Annotated in this window: 14 protein-coding genes; 10 read left to right on the plus strand and 4 right to left on the minus strand. The window is 68.6% G+C overall.

All coding sequences use genetic code 11. The annotated features are described in order from the left end of the window. Positions 1–4: 4 nt before the first annotated feature. Entirely contained in the window at positions 5–883 is an 879-nt protein-coding gene (locus AC06G6_RS09355) for an FAD binding domain-containing protein (RefSeq protein ID WP_479828419.1), read from the minus strand. A gap of 120 nt (positions 884–1,003) precedes the next feature. Between AC06G6_RS09355 and AC06G6_RS09360 the strand changes: the two genes are divergently transcribed. Together AC06G6_RS09360 and AC06G6_RS09365 are read left to right on the plus strand one after the other, a co-directional pair. Beyond that, entirely contained in the window at positions 1,004–1,984 is a 981-nt protein-coding gene (locus tag AC06G6_RS09360; protein WP_479828605.1) for a LysR family transcriptional regulator, read from the plus strand. Between the two features lie 170 nt (positions 1,985–2,154). Beyond that, positions 2,155–2,472, plus strand: coding sequence for a DUF6457 domain-containing protein (locus AC06G6_RS09365; RefSeq protein WP_307464072.1), 318 nt, complete (start codon positions 2,155–2,157; stop codon positions 2,470–2,472). A gap of 324 nt (positions 2,473–2,796) precedes the next feature. Here AC06G6_RS09365 and AC06G6_RS09370 read toward each other — a convergent pair whose 3' ends face one another. After that, positions 2,797–5,148, minus strand: a complete 2,352-nt coding sequence (locus AC06G6_RS09370; RefSeq protein ID WP_479828420.1) for an FdhF/YdeP family oxidoreductase — start codon at positions 5,146–5,148, stop codon at positions 2,797–2,799. Positions 5,149–5,360: 212 nt separating this feature from the next. Here AC06G6_RS09370 and AC06G6_RS09375 point away from each other — a divergent pair, with 212 nt between their 5' ends. Further along, positions 5,361–6,206: a dienelactone hydrolase family protein gene (locus tag AC06G6_RS09375; RefSeq protein WP_479828421.1), complete on the plus strand. Its 846-nt coding sequence runs from the start codon at positions 5,361–5,363 to the stop codon at positions 6,204–6,206. Further along, positions 6,203–6,727, plus strand: coding sequence for a TspO/MBR family protein (locus tag AC06G6_RS09380; RefSeq protein ID WP_479828422.1), 525 nt, complete (start codon positions 6,203–6,205; stop codon positions 6,725–6,727). The genes AC06G6_RS09375 and AC06G6_RS09380 overlap by 4 nt, the downstream gene beginning before the upstream one ends. Before the next feature lie 30 nt (positions 6,728–6,757). Here AC06G6_RS09380 and AC06G6_RS09385 read toward each other — a convergent pair whose 3' ends face one another. Continuing rightward, a complete protein-coding gene (locus tag AC06G6_RS09385; RefSeq protein ID WP_479828423.1) occupies positions 6,758–8,557 on the minus strand; it encodes a long-chain-fatty-acid--CoA ligase in 1,800 nt (599 codons plus the stop codon). Positions 8,558–8,866: 309 nt separating this feature from the next. Between AC06G6_RS09385 and AC06G6_RS09390 the strand changes: the two genes are divergently transcribed. Beyond that, positions 8,867–10,249, plus strand: a complete 1,383-nt coding sequence (locus AC06G6_RS09390) for an MBL fold metallo-hydrolase RNA specificity domain-containing protein (RefSeq protein ID WP_479828424.1) — start codon at positions 8,867–8,869, stop codon at positions 10,247–10,249. Continuing rightward, positions 10,246–11,559 carry an erythromycin esterase family protein gene (locus AC06G6_RS09395; RefSeq protein WP_479828425.1) on the plus strand — a complete coding sequence of 438 codons (1,314 nt, stop codon included), beginning with the start codon at positions 10,246–10,248 and terminating at the stop codon, positions 11,557–11,559. The genes AC06G6_RS09390 and AC06G6_RS09395 overlap by 4 nt, the downstream gene beginning before the upstream one ends. Here AC06G6_RS09395 and AC06G6_RS09400 read toward each other — a convergent pair. Next, the gene (locus tag AC06G6_RS09400; protein ID WP_479828426.1) at positions 11,556–12,263 is read right to left on the minus strand and encodes a hypothetical protein; all 708 of its coding nucleotides are present in this window, start codon (positions 12,261–12,263) and stop codon (positions 11,556–11,558) included. The genes AC06G6_RS09395 and AC06G6_RS09400 overlap by 4 nt on opposite strands. 195 nt (positions 12,264–12,458) lie before the next feature. Between AC06G6_RS09400 and AC06G6_RS09405 the strand changes: the two genes are divergently transcribed. The 4 genes from AC06G6_RS09405 (at position 12,459) to AC06G6_RS09420 (ending at position 15,744) form a co-directional block, all read left to right on the plus strand. Further along, positions 12,459–13,325 (plus strand): universal stress protein, encoded by an 867-nt coding sequence (locus tag AC06G6_RS09405; RefSeq protein ID WP_479828427.1) that lies wholly within the window; start codon positions 12,459–12,461, stop codon positions 13,323–13,325. 102 nt (positions 13,326–13,427) lie between these two features. Beyond that, entirely contained in the window at positions 13,428–14,111 is a 684-nt protein-coding gene (locus tag AC06G6_RS09410; RefSeq protein ID WP_479828428.1) for a hypothetical protein, read from the plus strand. 200 nt (positions 14,112–14,311) lie between these two features. Continuing rightward, positions 14,312–15,523 (plus strand): inorganic phosphate transporter, encoded by a 1,212-nt coding sequence (locus AC06G6_RS09415; RefSeq protein WP_479828429.1) that lies wholly within the window; start codon positions 14,312–14,314, stop codon positions 15,521–15,523. Continuing rightward, a complete protein-coding gene (locus AC06G6_RS09420; protein WP_307464053.1) occupies positions 15,523–15,744 on the plus strand; it encodes a hypothetical protein in 222 nt (73 codons plus the stop codon). Before AC06G6_RS09415 ends, AC06G6_RS09420 begins: the two co-directional genes overlap by 1 nt. Positions 15,745–15,799 lie beyond the last annotated feature (55 nt).

Here is a 15,799-nt window from a genome sequence, read left to right on the forward strand (position 1 = left end):
CGCTTCAGCCTTCCTGTGTCTGGGCGGCGCGGGTACAGGCCTGCCGCAGTACCCGCCGGGTGAGTTCGTCGGCGAGATGCCGTTTGTAGTCAATCGGGCCGCGCTGGTCGGCCACGGGGTCGCAGGCCGCTGCCGCGATCCGTCCGGCTTCCACGAACAGTTCCTCCCGGGGCTGCTGGCCGCGGAGGACGTCGGCGGCCCCGGCGATGGTGTGGTCGAGTCCGAGGGCGGTGAGTCCGACGGCGGCGTCGGCGATGGTGCCGTCCGCGGCCAGCGTCACGGAGGCGCCGGCGGCGCCGACCGCCCAGTCGCCCACGCGGCGTTCGACCTTTTCGTAGGCGCTGCCCGACCGGGGGCGGACGGGGATGCGGACCTCGCAGAGCATTTCGTCCTGTCCCACGGCCGTCTCGTAAGGTCCGCGGTGGAAGTCTGCCATGGCCAGGATGCGCTCGCCGGCCGGTCCGCGGATCACGGCTTCCGCACCCAGCACGTCGCACACGGTGGACAGGTCCTCGGCGGGGTCGGCCTGGCAGAGCGAGCCGCCGATGGTGCCCCGGTTCCGCACGACCGGGTCGGCGATCACGGCTTCGGCGTCCCGGACGATGGAAAAGAGCGCCGCGATTTCGTCGGACTCCAGGAGCGTCGTGTGGCGCGTGAGGGCGCCGATGCGCAGTTTGTCGCCGTCGCGCAGGATGAAGTCGAGCTCGTACAGGTCGTTGATGTCGATCAGCCACTCGGGCCGGGAGAGCCGGAGCTTCATCATCGGCAGGAGGCTGTGGCCCCCCGCGATGACCCGCGACTCCGCACCGTGGCGGGAGAGGAGTTCAAGGGCGTTGTCCACCGACGTGGCCCGAACATAGTCGAAAGGAGCCGGAATCTGCATAGTCCCCACCTCACGCCAAGGCGCTGGCAACGTCGCGCAGCACCGATGTCAGGCCAGTCTTGCCCTGCCCGGAACGGAGTGTCAATATCGTCATAAGCGAAAGGTTATGACGCCGTGTCGATGACATTGAGCCAGCTCCGCACGTTCGCCCTCGTTGCCCGTCTCGGCTCGCTGCACGCTGCCGCGGAGACCCTCGGCGTCAGCGAACCGGCAGTTTCCTCCGCCCTGGCGGCGCTCCGGCAGGACCTCGGCGATCCGCTCTTCGTGCGGGCCGGGGGTGGCATTGCGCTGACCCCCGGCGGCCGGGCGCTGGCCGAATATGCCCAGGACATCGTCGGGCTGGCGGACCAGGCCCGCTGGGAGGTTTCCAACGCCAAGAACGACGCCGGGCGGCTGAAGATCGTGGCCACCGCGCCCTTCGCCGAACATGCGGCCGGCCGGCTGCTGGACCTCTTCACCAAGCGTGTTCCCGGCGCTTCGGTGGACGTGGTGGTCGAGGCCGCCGAGGACCTTGCCTCGCTGCTGCAGGAACGGGCGTACGACATCGCCCTGGGGGCCCGGCCGACGGCGCCGGCGGGGACAGCGGTGACCAGTCCGGGGCTCAAATGCGTGCCGTTCCTGCGCTACCAGCGCACCCTGGTCGCCGCGGCGGGGCATCCGCTGGCCCGGCTCCCCGGACCGGTGTCCCTGGCCCGGCTGCTGGACCGGCCGTGGTTCGCCGGACCGGCGGGGATCCAGGACAGCTCGGAGGAGGGCCGCTGGCTGGCGTCGATGGGGGTGGCGCCGGAGATCATCCGGCTCAGCAGCGAGACGGAAGCCCTGGCGGCGGTGCGGGCGGGGGAGGGCATCATGCTGGCGCTCGGCCACATCGTCCGGTCCGAGCTCCAGGGCGGGGTCCTCGTCCGGCTGCCCGTCGTCGGGACCCCGGTCACCGGGTTGTGGTGGGCGAGCACCCTGGACAACCACCGGACCACCACGATGGCGCGGACGCTGCAGCGCTTCGCCGGAACCGCCGACGCGACCGCGGCGATGGTTGCTCCGGGCGGCTCCCGGGGACTGGAACGCCGCGGATCGAAGTTCCACGTCGCGTTGTGGAGCTGAGGCAGTTCAGGCGATGGCCGGTTCCGGCGGCGGCTGGTTCCGGCGGCGGCTGGTTCCGGCGGCGGCTGGTTCCGGCGGCGGGTTGCCGTGTCGCGTTGCGGAACCCCGGCGTCGGTGCTAACCCTTGTGGGAACGCCAATCGGCTGACGCACCAATGAAGAGGAGCAACAATGACTTTGACCCGGGACGAAGACAGCGCGCTGCGGCACTGGAGCGCCCGCCTGATCCAGGCACTGCAGATCCTTGATCTGGAAGTAGACCACGACAAGATCGTCCAGGTCGCGGATGAGTCGCTGAAGGCCGTCGGGCCGCACGCGGACGCCATCAGCGCGTTCATCGTCGGATACGCCGCGGGAACCGCGTCGACCGACGGCAGGAAGAGCACGCAGGAGGCCGTTCACGCGGCGTCCAACAAGGTCCTCGAGCTCTGTGAGGAAGGCGAGTCCGGCGGCCCCGACGAAAAGGGCTGGGCCAAGCGCGCCCAGTAGCCACAGGATCCCGCCCCCCCCGGGGGACATGCCCTCCCTGAGCGCCGGCGCACGGACGTATTGGCATGATGTCCAGTGGCCGCGGCCAAGGCGGGACATGTCCTCCGGAGGATCTGGCACACGCCGGGGGACATGCCCTCCCTGAGCGCCGGCGCACGGACATATTGGCATGATGTCCAGTGGCCGCGGCCAAGGCGGGACATGTCCTCCGGAGGATCTGGCACACCCCGGGGGACATGCCCTCCCTGAGCGCTGGCGCATGGACATATTGGCATGACGTCCAGTGGCCGCGGCCAAGGTGGGGCATGTCCCCCGGAGCGTGCCCTACTGCGTGCGGGCCGCCCCGGACGCCGCGGTGGTGGAACCGTCCGGGGTCTGGTCCTCGCTCGGTTCGAGCCGCACGATCACGGCCTTGGAAACCGGGGTGTTGCTGCCTTCGGCCGTGTGGTTCAGCGGCACCAGCACGTTCGCTTCCGGATAGTACGCCGCCGCGCAGCCGCGGGCCGTCGGGTAGGAGACCACCCGGAACTTGCGGACCATACGTTCCACACCGTCCTGGTACTCGCCCCTGATATCCACGAACATTCCGTCCGCCAGGCCCAGCTCGGTGATGTCGTCCGGGTTCACGAACAACACGTGGCGGCCCTTTTTGATGCCCCGGTAGCGGTCGTTGTGTCCGTAGATGGTGGTGTTGAACTGGTCGTGGGAGCGCATGCTCTGCAGGATCAGGGTGCCCGCGGGCTTCTCCACGTGCTCCAGGTCGTTGACGGTCAGCACCGCCTTGCCGGTGGGCGTGGGGAAGGTCCGCGAATCCCGGGGGCCGTTCGCCAGGATGAAGCCGCCCTCGTGCCGGATCCGCTCGTTGTAGTTCTCGCAGCCGCCGACGACGTGCGAGATGTGGTCCCGGATCAGGTCGTAGTTCTTCTCGAAGCCATCCCAGTCGGCTTTGATCTTGTCCCCGACCAGCGCCTTGCCGAGCCGGCTGACAATCGCCGGTTCGGAAAGCAGGTGGTGCGAGACCGGCTCGACCTTGCCCCAGGAGGGGTGCACGGCGCAGACCGTATCCTCCACCGACACGAACTGCGGGCCGGACTCCTGGATGTCGATTTCGCTCCGGCCCATCGTCGGCAGGATCAGGGCTTCCGCGCCGGTCACGGTGTGCGACCGGTTCAGCTTCGTCGAAATCTGCACGGAGAGTTCGGTGTTCTGCATGGCCGCTTCGGTGGCGTTGGTGTCCGAAATGGCGCCGACGAAGTTCCCGCCGAGCGCTATGAACGCCTTGATGCCGCCGTCGCGCATCTTGTTAATGGTTTCCACGGCGTCCACGCCGTGGTCGCGGGGCGGCTCGAAGCCGAACTCCTCACCGAGGGAGTCCATGAAGGACTGCGGCATCTGCTCCCAGATCCCCATGGTGCGGTCGCCCTGGACGTTGCTGTGGCCCCGGATGGGCGAGGCGCCGGCGCCGGGCTTGCCGATGTTCCCGCGCAGCAGGAGCAGGTTGATGATCTCCTTGATCGTCGCCACGCCCTTCTTCTGCTGCGTGATGCCCATGGCCCAGGTGATGATGACTTTCTCGGCCTTCAGGTAACGGGCCGCGAGTTCATCAATTTCCTCGGTGCGCAGGCCGGTGGCCAGCAGGACCTCCTCCTCGTCCAGCAGGCTGAGGTGTTCCTTGAGTTCGTCCAGCCCCTCGCAGTGCTCGGCGAGGAACGCGTGGTCCAGGACGGTGCCCGGGTTCCGGGTCTCGGCGTCGAGGACACGCTTGGAGATGGCCTGCAGGAGAGCCATGTCGCCGCCGATGCGGATGTGCAGGAACTGGTCCGCGATCTCCGTCCCGCGGCCGATGATGCCCTTGACCTTCTGCGGGTTCTTGTACCGGCGCAGGCCGGCCTCCGGCAGGGGGTTGACGGCGACGATCTCGCCGCCGTTTTCCTTGCACGCCTCCAGCTCGGTCAGCATGCGCGGGTGGTTGGTGCCGGGGTTCTGGCCCATGACGATGATCAGGTCAGCCTTGGCAAAATCATCAAAGCTGACGGTGGCCTTGCCGATGCCGATGGTCTGGCCCATGGCCCAGCCCGAGGACTCGTGGCACATGTTGGAGCAGTCCGGCAGGTTGTTGGTGCCGTAACCGCGGACCATCAGCTGGTAAAGGAAGGCAGCTTCGTTGGAGGTGCGCCCGCTGGTGTAGAAGGCGGCTTCGTCCGGTGAGTCCAGGGCCTTGAGCTTGTCCGCGATGATCCGGATCGCCTCCGGCCAGCTCACCGGCTTGTAATGGTCCTCGCCGGCCGGCTTGTGGACCGGCTCGGTGAGCCGGCCCTGCATCCCCAGCCAGTACTCGGAATGCGTCCGCAGTTCACTGACGGAATGTTCCGCCCAGAACTCCCGGCCGATGACCACCGGCGTCGCCTCCCAGGTGACGGCCTTCGCGCCGTTCTCGCAGAACTCGAAGGCCTTGCGGTGGTTCGGGTCCGGCCACGCGCAGCTGGGGCAGTCGAAACCGTCCTTCTGGTTCATCGCCAGCACGGTCTTGCGCGTGCGGTTCAGGCCCATGTGTTCGATCGCGGGCTTCATGGAGTGCAGCACCCCGGGGATGCCGGCGGCCCAGTCCTTTGGACCGTCGCCGACCACGAGGTCCTTTTCGTCGTTTTCCTCGACCTGGGGATTCTTGCGGGTCACGTGAACTTCCCTTCTGCAACCACCGCCTGCTCAGGCCGTGGGTCTCTACTAATAAGCACCCTACCTTTTGGCCTGTTACAGGCCTATCAGCTGGGTCGGAGCGCCGCAAGTGATCTGCCGTCGACGGCGGCGCCACGGTTCCGTAGCATGTGCGGTACGCGGGGCGGCGGAAGTGACTCCAGCAGTGCCGCCCGGAACCGAGGGGGCCGTCCATGCCGGAACACCGGGAACCGTCGGAGCAACGGGAGACGTTGGAGGGCTTCACCGAATCGACCTTCAGTCACGGCGGCATCCGCCACCAGGTCTTCCGGGCCGGGGCGGGCCCGGCCGTGATCCTGATCCATGAGGTTCCCGGGATCCACCCCGGCGTCCTGGACCTCGGCCGCCGGCTGATCGACCGGGGCTTCACGGTCTATCTCCCTTCGATGTTCGGGCGGCCTGGCGGCAAGGCGGGCGAGGGGATCGTGAAGTCCATCGCGAAGGTGTGCATTTCCCGCGAATTCGCCGTGCTGGCGAACCGGAGCAGCCCGGCCACGGGTTGGCTGCGTGCCCTCGCCGCCCAGGCGCACCGGGAGTGCGGCGGTCCCGGCGTCGGGGCGATCGGCATGTGCATGACGGGGAGCTTCGCCCTGGCGATGGCGCTGGAACCGGCCGTCCTGGCGCCGGTCATGAGCCAGCCCGCGCTGCCGGCGGGCCTGACCGCGCGGAGGCGGGCCGCCGTCGGGCTGGACGACGGCGAACTGGCGCAGGTGAAGGCGCGGACCAGCCAGGGACTCCGGCTGCTCGGCCTGCGGTTCAGCAACGACCGGGGGTGTCCGGCGGAACGCTTCGCCACCCTGCGGCGGGAATTCGGTGAGAGCTTCGAAGGCATTGAGGTCGATTCCTCGCCCGGCAACCCGTACGGCATCGCCCCGTCCGCGCACTGCGTCCTGACCGTGGACCTGGTGGACACGCCGGGGCACCCGACGAAGGCGGCGCTGGAACGGACCATCGAGTTTATCGGCGAGCGGCTGCGGCCGGACACGGCGGCAGCGACGGGAACAGAGGAGCAGGAATGAAACTCATGACAGTGGTGTGGACCGCGGCTGCGACCGCGGCGACGGCAGCGGCCGGCGGAATCGCGACGGATCCGGACAGCCGCTGGTACCGGCGGCTGCGTAAACCGGACTGGCAGCCGCCCGCCATCGCCTTTCCCGTGGTGTGGACGGCGCTGTACGCGGACCTGGCCGTGAGCTCCGCCGCCGCCCTGGACAGCGGCGGAGCAGCCGCGGCCGCCCCGGACACCCCGGGCGGCAGGACCCGGCGTCGGGAGCTGGCCGCCTACCGGGGGGCCCTGGCGGCCAACCTCGTCCTCAACGCGGCATGGAGCTGGCTTTTCTGGCGTGCCCGCCGGCCGTGGCTGGCCGCGGCGGAGTGCGCCGTGCTGACGGCGAGCAGCGCCGACCTGGTGCGGCGGACGCACCGCCTGAACCGCGGCGCCGGTGTGTCCCTGGCCCCGTACGCCGTGTGGTGCGGCTTCGCCACCGTCCTGTCGACGGCGATCGCGCGGCTTAATCCGGGACCGGGCCGCCGGCGGTAACCAGGTCCCGGGCACCAGCGGCCCCTCGGTTCAGTGCCCTGCGACGAGGGTGTCCCGGATTTCCCGGCGGAGGACCTTGCCGATGAGTGAGCGGGGCAGGGAATCGAGCACCACCACCCGGCGCGGCACCTTGTAGGCGGTCAGGTGTTTCCGGGCAAAAGCCAGGAGCGCGTCGGGATCGATGGTCGTGCCCGGGATCGGCACCACGGCGGCGACCACGTCCTCGCCGCCTCCGGGGCGCGGCAACCCGACCACGGAGACTTCCGAAACACCGGGGAACGTGGCGAGGACGTCCTCCACCTCGCTGGGTGAGACGTTGAACCCTCCCGTGATGATCAGCTCCTTGATCCGGTCCCGGATCGTCACGAAGTAGTCGTCGTCCACGGAGACGATGTCGCCGGTGCGGAACCAGCCGCCGTCGAGCAGCGCCTCCTCGGTCTCCTCCGGGCGGTTCCAGTAGCCGGAGAACACCTGCGGGCCGCGGATCAGCAGTTCCCCTTCCTCGCCCGGGGCGCGGTCCAGCGCGACGTTCCTGGGATCCACCACCCGGATGTCGGTCAGCGGGAACGGCACCCCGACGGTGCCCGGCTTCCGGCTGGGGCCGAAGGGGTTGCCGATCGCGATCGGGGACGTCTCGGTCAATCCGTAGCCCTCGATGAGGTAGCCGCCGGTCGCCTTCTCCCAGGTCTCCACCGTGGACGTCGGCAGGTTCATGGCGCCGGAAATGGAGAAGCGGATGCTTCCCAGTCCGATGCCGCGTTCCGCCGCCGCCGCCGCGATCCGGTCGTAAATCGGCGGCACGGCCGGGAGGAAGGTCGCCGGGGACTTCCTGAGCGCCTTCAGCACCAGGTCGACGTCGAATTTGGGGAACAGGACCAGCTTCGCGCCGATGCTCAGGGCAAATGTCATGCAGAGCGTCAGGCCGTAGGCGTGGAACATCGGCAGCACCGCGTACACGGTCTCCCGGCCGTCCTTGAGCCCCGGCACCCAGGCCCGGCCCTGCGCGGCGTTGGCCTGCAGATTGGCGTGGCTGAGCATGGCGGCCTTGGGCAGTCCCGTGGTGCCGGAGGTGTACTGGAGGACGGCGAGGTCCCGGGCCGCGGGGCGCGGATGTTTCCGCTTGAGTTCTCCGGCGTCCAGAAGCTTCCGCCAGGGCAGCACCGGGCGCGCGGCGGGAGCCGTCCGGCCCCTCGGCTGGTCCCTGCCGACGGAGAGGGCGGCGCGGGCCTTGCGGGCCGCCGGAACCGGAAGGCGCAGCGCCAGCCGCTGCAGCAGCGGCATCGCGGGGATCAGTTCCACCGAGACGATGCTGCGGAGCCCGACGTCGGCCGGCAGCTGGCGGACCCGTTCCACCGCCTTGTCCCAGACGATCGCGACGGCGGCCCCGTGGTCCTCGAACTGGTGGCGCAGTTCCCGGTCCGTGTAGAGGGGATTGTGCTCGACGACGACGGCGCCGAGGCGCAGCACGGCATGGAAGGCAACGATGTGCTGCGGGCAGTTCGGCATCACCAGGGCAACCCGGTCCCCGGCCTTGACGCCGAGTTTCTCCAGCCCGGCGGCGGCCCGGCTGATCAGCGTGCCGAGCTCGCGGTAGCTGGTGCGGGCGCCGAAGAATTCCAGGGCGGTCTTCGACCCGTAGCGGCGCACGGAGCTGTCCATGAGGTCCACAAGCGAACCCTCGGGGAGCACCAGGTCCGCCGGAACACCGGGCCCGTAAGCACCGGTCCACGGGCGGTCACGCCAGGGCTGCCCAGGCTGCCCGTGCTCATGGGCAGCGCCGTCCGGGCCCTTGCCGTGGGGCGCCGTCCGCGTGGATTTCTTCTTCATCATCAGTCCTTGCCGCTGGAATCGCCCGGTGTTCGCGGGCAAAAGGGCCCGCCGGAAAATCCTACCGGTGCCCGGGGCGGGGCTGCGCCTGGCCCAGTGCCGGACCCTGCGCCGGACCGAGTGCCGGGCGCAGTGCGGGGCCCGGTGCCGGGCGCTGCGGCGGCTCCGCGGCGGCGCTGCGGCTCGTGACTTATGGCCCTAGGGGCGGGCCGGGCCCGGGCGGAAGCTTGGTACATCGCCTGCGCGGATCAGCCGTGCCGTTTCGTGTCGATGAAGGTCAGTCCAGGCAGGACATCCGGGATCGGGAGCACCATGAAACACCAGCAGCCCACCCTCCGTTTCCTCGGAGCCACCGACACTGTCACCGGTTCCCGGTACCTGCTCGAGGCCGGCGGAAAACGCGTGCTGGTGGACTGCGGGCTCTTCCAGGGCTACAAACGCAGCCGCGAACGGAACCGGATGCCGTTCCCGGTCCGGCCGGCCTCGATCGACGCCGTGGTCCTGACCCATGCGCACCTGGACCATACCGGCTACGTCCCCGCGCTGGTGCGGGACGGGTTCACCGGACCGGTGATCGCCACCGACGGCACCACGGACCTGTGCAAGCTGCTGCTCCCCGACAGCGGCTACCTGCAGGAGGAGGAGGCCCGGTACGCCACCCACCGCGGATCGTCCACGCACAGTCCGGCCCTGCCGCTCTACACTGCGGCCGACGCGGTGAAGTCCCTCAACAGCTTCGAGATCCAGGATTTCGACGATCCGCTGGACCTCGGCGGGGGGATGGAACTGACGTTCCTGCCGGCCGGGCACATCCTCGGCGCCGCGCAGGTCCACGTCCGGATCGGCTCACGTTCGGTCCACTTCACCGGGGACCTGGGCCGGGCGGACGACCCGCTGATGTACCCGCCCCGGCCGCTCGTCGCGAGCGACGTGCTGGTCACGGAGTCCACCTACGGGAACCGGAAACACCCTTCGGTGGACCCTGAACAGCAGCTCGGGGACATCATCAACCGGGTCGCGAAGCGCGGCGGCGTCGTGCTGTTCGCCGCGTTCGCCGTCGGCCGGGCGGAAACCCTGATGCTGCACCTGTCTCGGCTCCGTAGCAAGAACCTCATCCCCGACATCCCCGTGTTCCTCAACAGTCCGATGGCCATCGATGCGTCCGGGATGTACCAGCGGCACCCCGAGGAGCACCGGCTCAAGGAGCAGGAATACATGAACATGTACAAGGTCGCCAAGCTCACCCGCTCGGTCGATGAATCCAAACTGCTGAATCTCCGCGGCGGCCCGATGATCATCATCTCCGCCAGCGGCATGCTCACCGGCGGAAGGGTCCTGCACCATCTCTCGGCCTACGGGCCGGATCCGAAAAACGCGGTGATCCTCAGCGGCTACCAGGCCGGCGGCACCCGCGGCGCCACCCTGGCGGCCGGCGAGCGCGAGCTCCGGATCTACGGTGAGGACGTCAAGGTCCGGGCTGAAGTGGTCCAGATGGAGAGCCTGTCCGCGCATGCCGACGCGGACGGCATCATCTCGTGGATGCAGGCCGCGGAAAGGGAACCCCGGATGACCTATATCACGCACGGCGAACCGGACGCCTCGGATGCCCTGCGCATCAGGATCAAACGTGAGCTCGGCTGGCGCGTGCGGGTCCCCGAACACCTGGAGCAGATCTCGATCGAGGAGCCCCGATGACTTCCGGCGTCGCCAAATCCTCGGTCCTGGCCGAAATCCACTCACTGGCCCGGCCGCTGAAGACGGACCGGGACCTCAACGGGCTGGTCCGGCGGGCGGCGGACTGCCGGTTCGTCGCGATCGGGGAAGCCTCCCACGGCACCCACGAGTTCTATACCTGGCGTGACACCCTCAGCCGGCGCCTCATCGAAGAAGAGGGCTACAACTGGATCGGGGTGGAGGGGGACTGGCCCGACTGCTGGCGGATCAACCGCTGGGTGCGGGGCGAGACGGGACAGGGGCAGGGCGTCCATGCCCTGCTCGCCGGCTTCGAACGCTGGCCCACCTGGATGTGGGCCAATGAGGAGGTTGCCGCGTTCCTGGACTGGCTGCGCACCTGGAACCTCAGCCGACCGATGAACCGGCGGGTCGGGTTTTACGGACTCGACGTGTACTCCCTCTGGGATTCGCTCCGGGAGATCATCGGCTGGCTGGAGGACAACGTGCCCGACGCCGTCCCCGCCGCCCTGCGTGCCTGGCAGTGTTTCCTGCCGCACCGCGAGGACCCGCACAAGTACGCCTGGAGCACGCGGCTGGTGCCGCAGTCCTGTGAGGCCGACGTCATCGCGCTCCTCACCGAGGTCAGGAGCCGGGTGTCCACCCCGGGCGGCCACGACGAGGCCGCCTTCGGAGCGGTGCAGAACGCCGAAGTGGCCGCCAACGCCGAACACTACTACCGGATCATGGTCCGCGGCGACCGCCAGTCCTGGAACGTCCGGGACCACCACATGGCCGACACGATCGACCGGCTCAGCCGGCACCTTGGGCCTGAGTCGAAGGGCCTCATCTGGGAGCACAACACCCATGTGGGGGATGCCCGGGCCACCGACATGGCCCAGGACGGACTCGTCAACGTGGGGCAGCTGCTGCGCGAACGGCACGCCGCGGACGGCGTCATGCTCGTGGGCCTTGCCTCCCACCGGGGCGAGGTGATCGCCGCGGACGCCTGGGGCAGCCCGGAACGGATCCTGCCGGTTCCGCCGGCCCGGCGCGGCAGCCACGAAGACTTCCTGCATGAGGCCCTGGGGGTGCCGTCGGTGCTGGAGTTCGGTGAGGACAGGTCCGGCCCGTGGCTCTCGACCTGGCTCGGCCACCGGGCGATCGGTGTGGTCTACCACCCCGAGCGGGAACTCGGGAACTACGTTCCGACCCGGATCGGCGAGCGCTACGACGCGCTGATCTGGTTCGAGCACACCAACGCCCTGCGGCCGGTGCACCATGAAGGACCGCCGCGGGAACCGGAATTCGAGACGGAGCCCACCGGCTTCTAACCCGCTCCCCGCGGCTGGACGCCGGGCCGGCGCAGCATGACGACGGCGGCCGGAACGTACCAGAGCAGCGGCACCAGGCGCAGCGCCGTCGTCACGGCGCCGGTCGGGGACAGCGGGCCGTCCGCCGGGACCAGCGAGAAGGTGGAAACGACCGACGCCGCAGCTGCCGCCGCCGCCGTCCAGCCCAGCCACCGGGGATAAGCCCGCAGCCGCAGCGACAGCAGCGCGATGGCCAGGAACATCACTGCTGCCGGCAGGTTCGCCAGGTTCAGGGTGACGAGGCACAGATCCGCCACCGCGGCTGCGACCTCCGGGGGAATCCGGGCCTGGGAAGGAAGCGTCAGGGTGATCTGGGCTGCCTGGCCCAGGATGTTCAGACCTACGGCCAGCGCACCGGCGCCGAACGCTATTCCGGAGACCGGGCCCGGCTCCCGTTCGGCGCGCAGCAGCCGGGCCCGGACGTAGCCCAGAAACCAGAGCAGTGCGGCGGAGCTGAAGACGAAGAGCATGCTCTGTGCGAGCACCGGGGCCCGGTTCGCCACAAGGAATTGCGCGTAGCCGGGGTCAGCGGCGTCCGGCCACGGACCCGTCAGGGCCCCTTCCAGCAGGCCTCCGGCGATGCCCAGGCCGGCGGAGAGCAGACCGCTGAGCGCGCCGCTGATGAAGTACAGCCCGGCGGGGGCCTCCGGAGGCCTGGGGTCCATGATGGCTCCTGTCCGGCAACGCGTCCTGCTGCATGGCTCGACGCTACGCACGGGGCCTGTGGGGAGTGAGGGGCTTAAGGCCCTAACCGGGGGTCAGGGCCCAGCGCACACTGAAGTGTCGGCGGACTCTTGGGCTGCCGCCCGGATCATGGCCTCGCAGAACTGACCGCGCCACGGAAAAGAGCAGGATTCAGAATGAATAAACCAATTGTCGTCGGATTCAACGCATCAGCCGGCAGTGAGGCCGCGCTGACGTGGGCCCTCCAACGGGCAGGCAGCTACAAGCTTCCGGTCACCATCATCCATGCCGTGGACGACCGCTGGATGTCCCCGGATTTCCAGTACCACGAGCTGATCAGGCAATCGGGCATGGACATGCTCCAGAAGGCGCAAGCCAGCGCCGCCGAGCAGGCGCCCGACGTGAAGGTGGACATCCAGTTGCGTCATGGCAGCGGCGGATCGGTCCTGCGCGAGGTGTCGAAGGAAGCGTCGATTGTGGTCGTCGGCGAGCACGACAAGCACTGGATGGACGGCGGTCCGCTGACGGACCGCGCCCTGCAGATCGTCTCCGCCTCGGAAATCCCGGCGGCCGTGATCCCGCTGAAGCGCGGCTCCGACCACGGCGTCGTCGTTGGTGTGGACGGCTCCGAAGAATCCCTGCAGGCGGTGGACTTCGCCGCGGCGGAAGCAGACCGGGGCGGTGACGAGCTGACCGTGGTCCTCGCCTTCCGCAGGCCCGCCCGCTGGATCGAAAACCAGTTGCCGAAAAGCGGGCTCGCCGAGACCATCCTCGAAGAGGACCGGATCGTCCTGGCCGAATCCGTGGCCGGGCTGGCCGACAAATATCCGGACCTCGTTGTCCACCAGAAGCTTGAGCCTGACACCGAACCCGCCAAGGCCCTGGTCGAAGCGGCCAAGGACGCCCGGCTCCTCGTGATCGGCAGCCGCGGACGTGGCGGTTTCTCCCGGATGGTCCTCGGGTCCACAGCCCACGCCGTCCTCCTCAACCTGCCGTGCCCGACCATCGTCACACGGGTGCACAAGGTCAAGCACGAGGATTGAGCGGCGGAGGAGTCAGTCCTGCGCAGGACAGCCCCTTGAGCGAGGGGGCTGTCCTGCGGCGCGACCCTTGAGCCTGTCCTGGACGGATGGGAGGATGATGCCGTGGAGGAGATTTTTGATTTTGTCGGTCACTTCTGGTGGCTCGTCTTCCCCCTGAGCGGACTGTTCGGCGGCTGGGCACGCTCCTGGTCCAAAGCCAGCGAACGCCGGCACCGGCGCCGGGTGGAGCTCTATAAGCTCCGCAACCAGGCGGCAGCGCAGGAGAAGGCCAGCCGGACCCAGGTCCGGCAGCTCATTGACAGCCACGACGCCGTCAACCGGCGCTGGCTCGACTACGAGCTTGACGTGGGGAAACTCATCGACTTCCCGGTCATGACCGATGTGCGCGAACCCTTGACCGTGGCGTTCCTGCGGGCCAAGCGGACGGCCGACAGCCTGCGGCCGGGGGCGCCGGAGGACATCACGACGGCGGCGCAACTGGGGGAGTACCGTGAGGCCGTCCACAGCTTCGAGTTGGCCTTCGACGTCGCCGAGCGGGAAGCCCGGCGGATCAAGGACAGCAACTTCACCGGACCGGAGCGGGACCGCCTGGCGACGGCCCGCAAACTCCTGCGGATCGCTTCGGACGCTGCCGCGACACCGGCGGAGCGGCAAACCGCGTACAAGCGTGCGCGGCGCGAACTGGACGGCCTGATTGTGCTGCCGGACGCGACGCTTGCCGCGCTTGAGGAGAAGATCGCCGGAATGATCGGCGCCGGCGGAAAACCAGACTTCCGTCAGGGCTGACGGAAACCGGCGCGGGAGCACACACCATAGGGGGAAGCACCCTTGCCGGTCGTTTTTGCACTGCTCTCTTTCCCCCGGTACGATTTAAGACGTCAAGCTACTTTGCTGAACGCTGCACTCCCTCCCGGTAAATCCTGGATGAATCTTGCGGCAACGGGGAATGAAACTGCTGACCGTCGACTCTGCAGATTGGGCAACAGGTGGAAATCACCATCATGGTGGCGCTGGTAATAACGCTGGCGCTTTTTTTTGACTTCACCAACGGATTTCACGACACGGCCAATGCGATGGCCACGCCCATCGCGACCGGTGCCATCAAACCCAAAACGGCTGTCGCCCTTGCGGCGGTGCTGAACCTGGTGGGGGCATTCTTGTCCACGGAAGTGGCGAAGACCGTGTCGGGCGGCATCATCAAGGAAGGCTCCGACGGGATCCAGATCACGCCGGACATCATCTTTGCCGGCCTAATGGGCGCCATCCTCTGGAACATGATCACCTGGCTGAAGGGTCTCCCGTCGAGTTCCTCGCACGCACTTTTCGGCGGCCTGATCGGCGCGGCCATCGCCGGCATCGGCATCCACTCGATCAACTTCGAGAGCCTCATGCAGAAGGTGATCCTCCCGGCAATCTTCGCGCCGATCATCGCCGGCGCGGTGGCCTACCTCTGCACCAAACTGGCCTACGCGCTGACTTCCCGCCACGACCCGGAGACCGGCACCAAGCTCACACAGAAGCGCGGCGGCTTCCGCAACGGCCAGATCTTCACGTCCAGCCTCGTGGCCCTGGCGCACGGCACCAACGACGCCCAAAAGACCATGGGCATCATCACCCTGGTGCTGATCGCCGCGGGCACGCAGGAACCGGGTTCCGGCCCGCAGTTCTGGGTCATTGCCTCCTGCGCCTTCGCCATCGCGATCGGCACGTACTCCGGCGGCTGGCGGATCATCCGCACCATGGGATCCGGGCTCACCGACGTCAAGCCCGCCCAGGGCTTTGCCGCCGAAAGCAGCACGGCGTCGGCCATCCTGGCGTCCTCGCACCTGGGCTTTGCGCTGTCCACCACCCAGGTGGCCTCCGGCTCCGTGATCGGGTCGGGCATGGGCCGCCGCGGCACCACCGTCCGCTGGGGAACCGCGGGAAAGATTGCGATCGGCTGGCTCTTCACCCTCCCGGCCGCCGGGCTCGTGGGCGCGCTCACCGCCATGCTGGTGCAAACCGGCGTCGTAGGCGTTGTCATTGCCGCCGTGGCCGGGACCGGTGCGGTGCTCTACATGTTCCTGCACTCCAAGAAGTCCCACGTCGGGCACCACAACGCCGTCGAGGTTGAGGAAGCCGGCGCGGCCGTGCGTTTCCGCAAGAAGAAGGCCCTGGCCGTCAGCCGCGCGAACAACAAGCCGAAGGACGAACTGTAATGAAGTGGCTGGAACTCGTTCAAGTGGCCGGCGCAACGCTTGTCTCCGCGGTGACCGTGGTGGTCCTGTACTCGCTGGGCGTCCGTCTCACAGCCATCGCCGGTGACGTCAGCGAGCGAAAGCCTGCCTGGCTGCGGCCGCTCGCCTACGTGTGCTTCGCCCTGTGCGGCCTCGCCGTGCTGTTCGGGCTCTACCTGATCATTCCCTACTTCAGCAAGTAGCCTCCGGCTTCCCGGAGTGGAACGCGGGGACGATGGGCACCCCGGCCGGGAGTGG

This window comes from Arthrobacter sp. CJL-S3, from assembly GCF_056711635.1.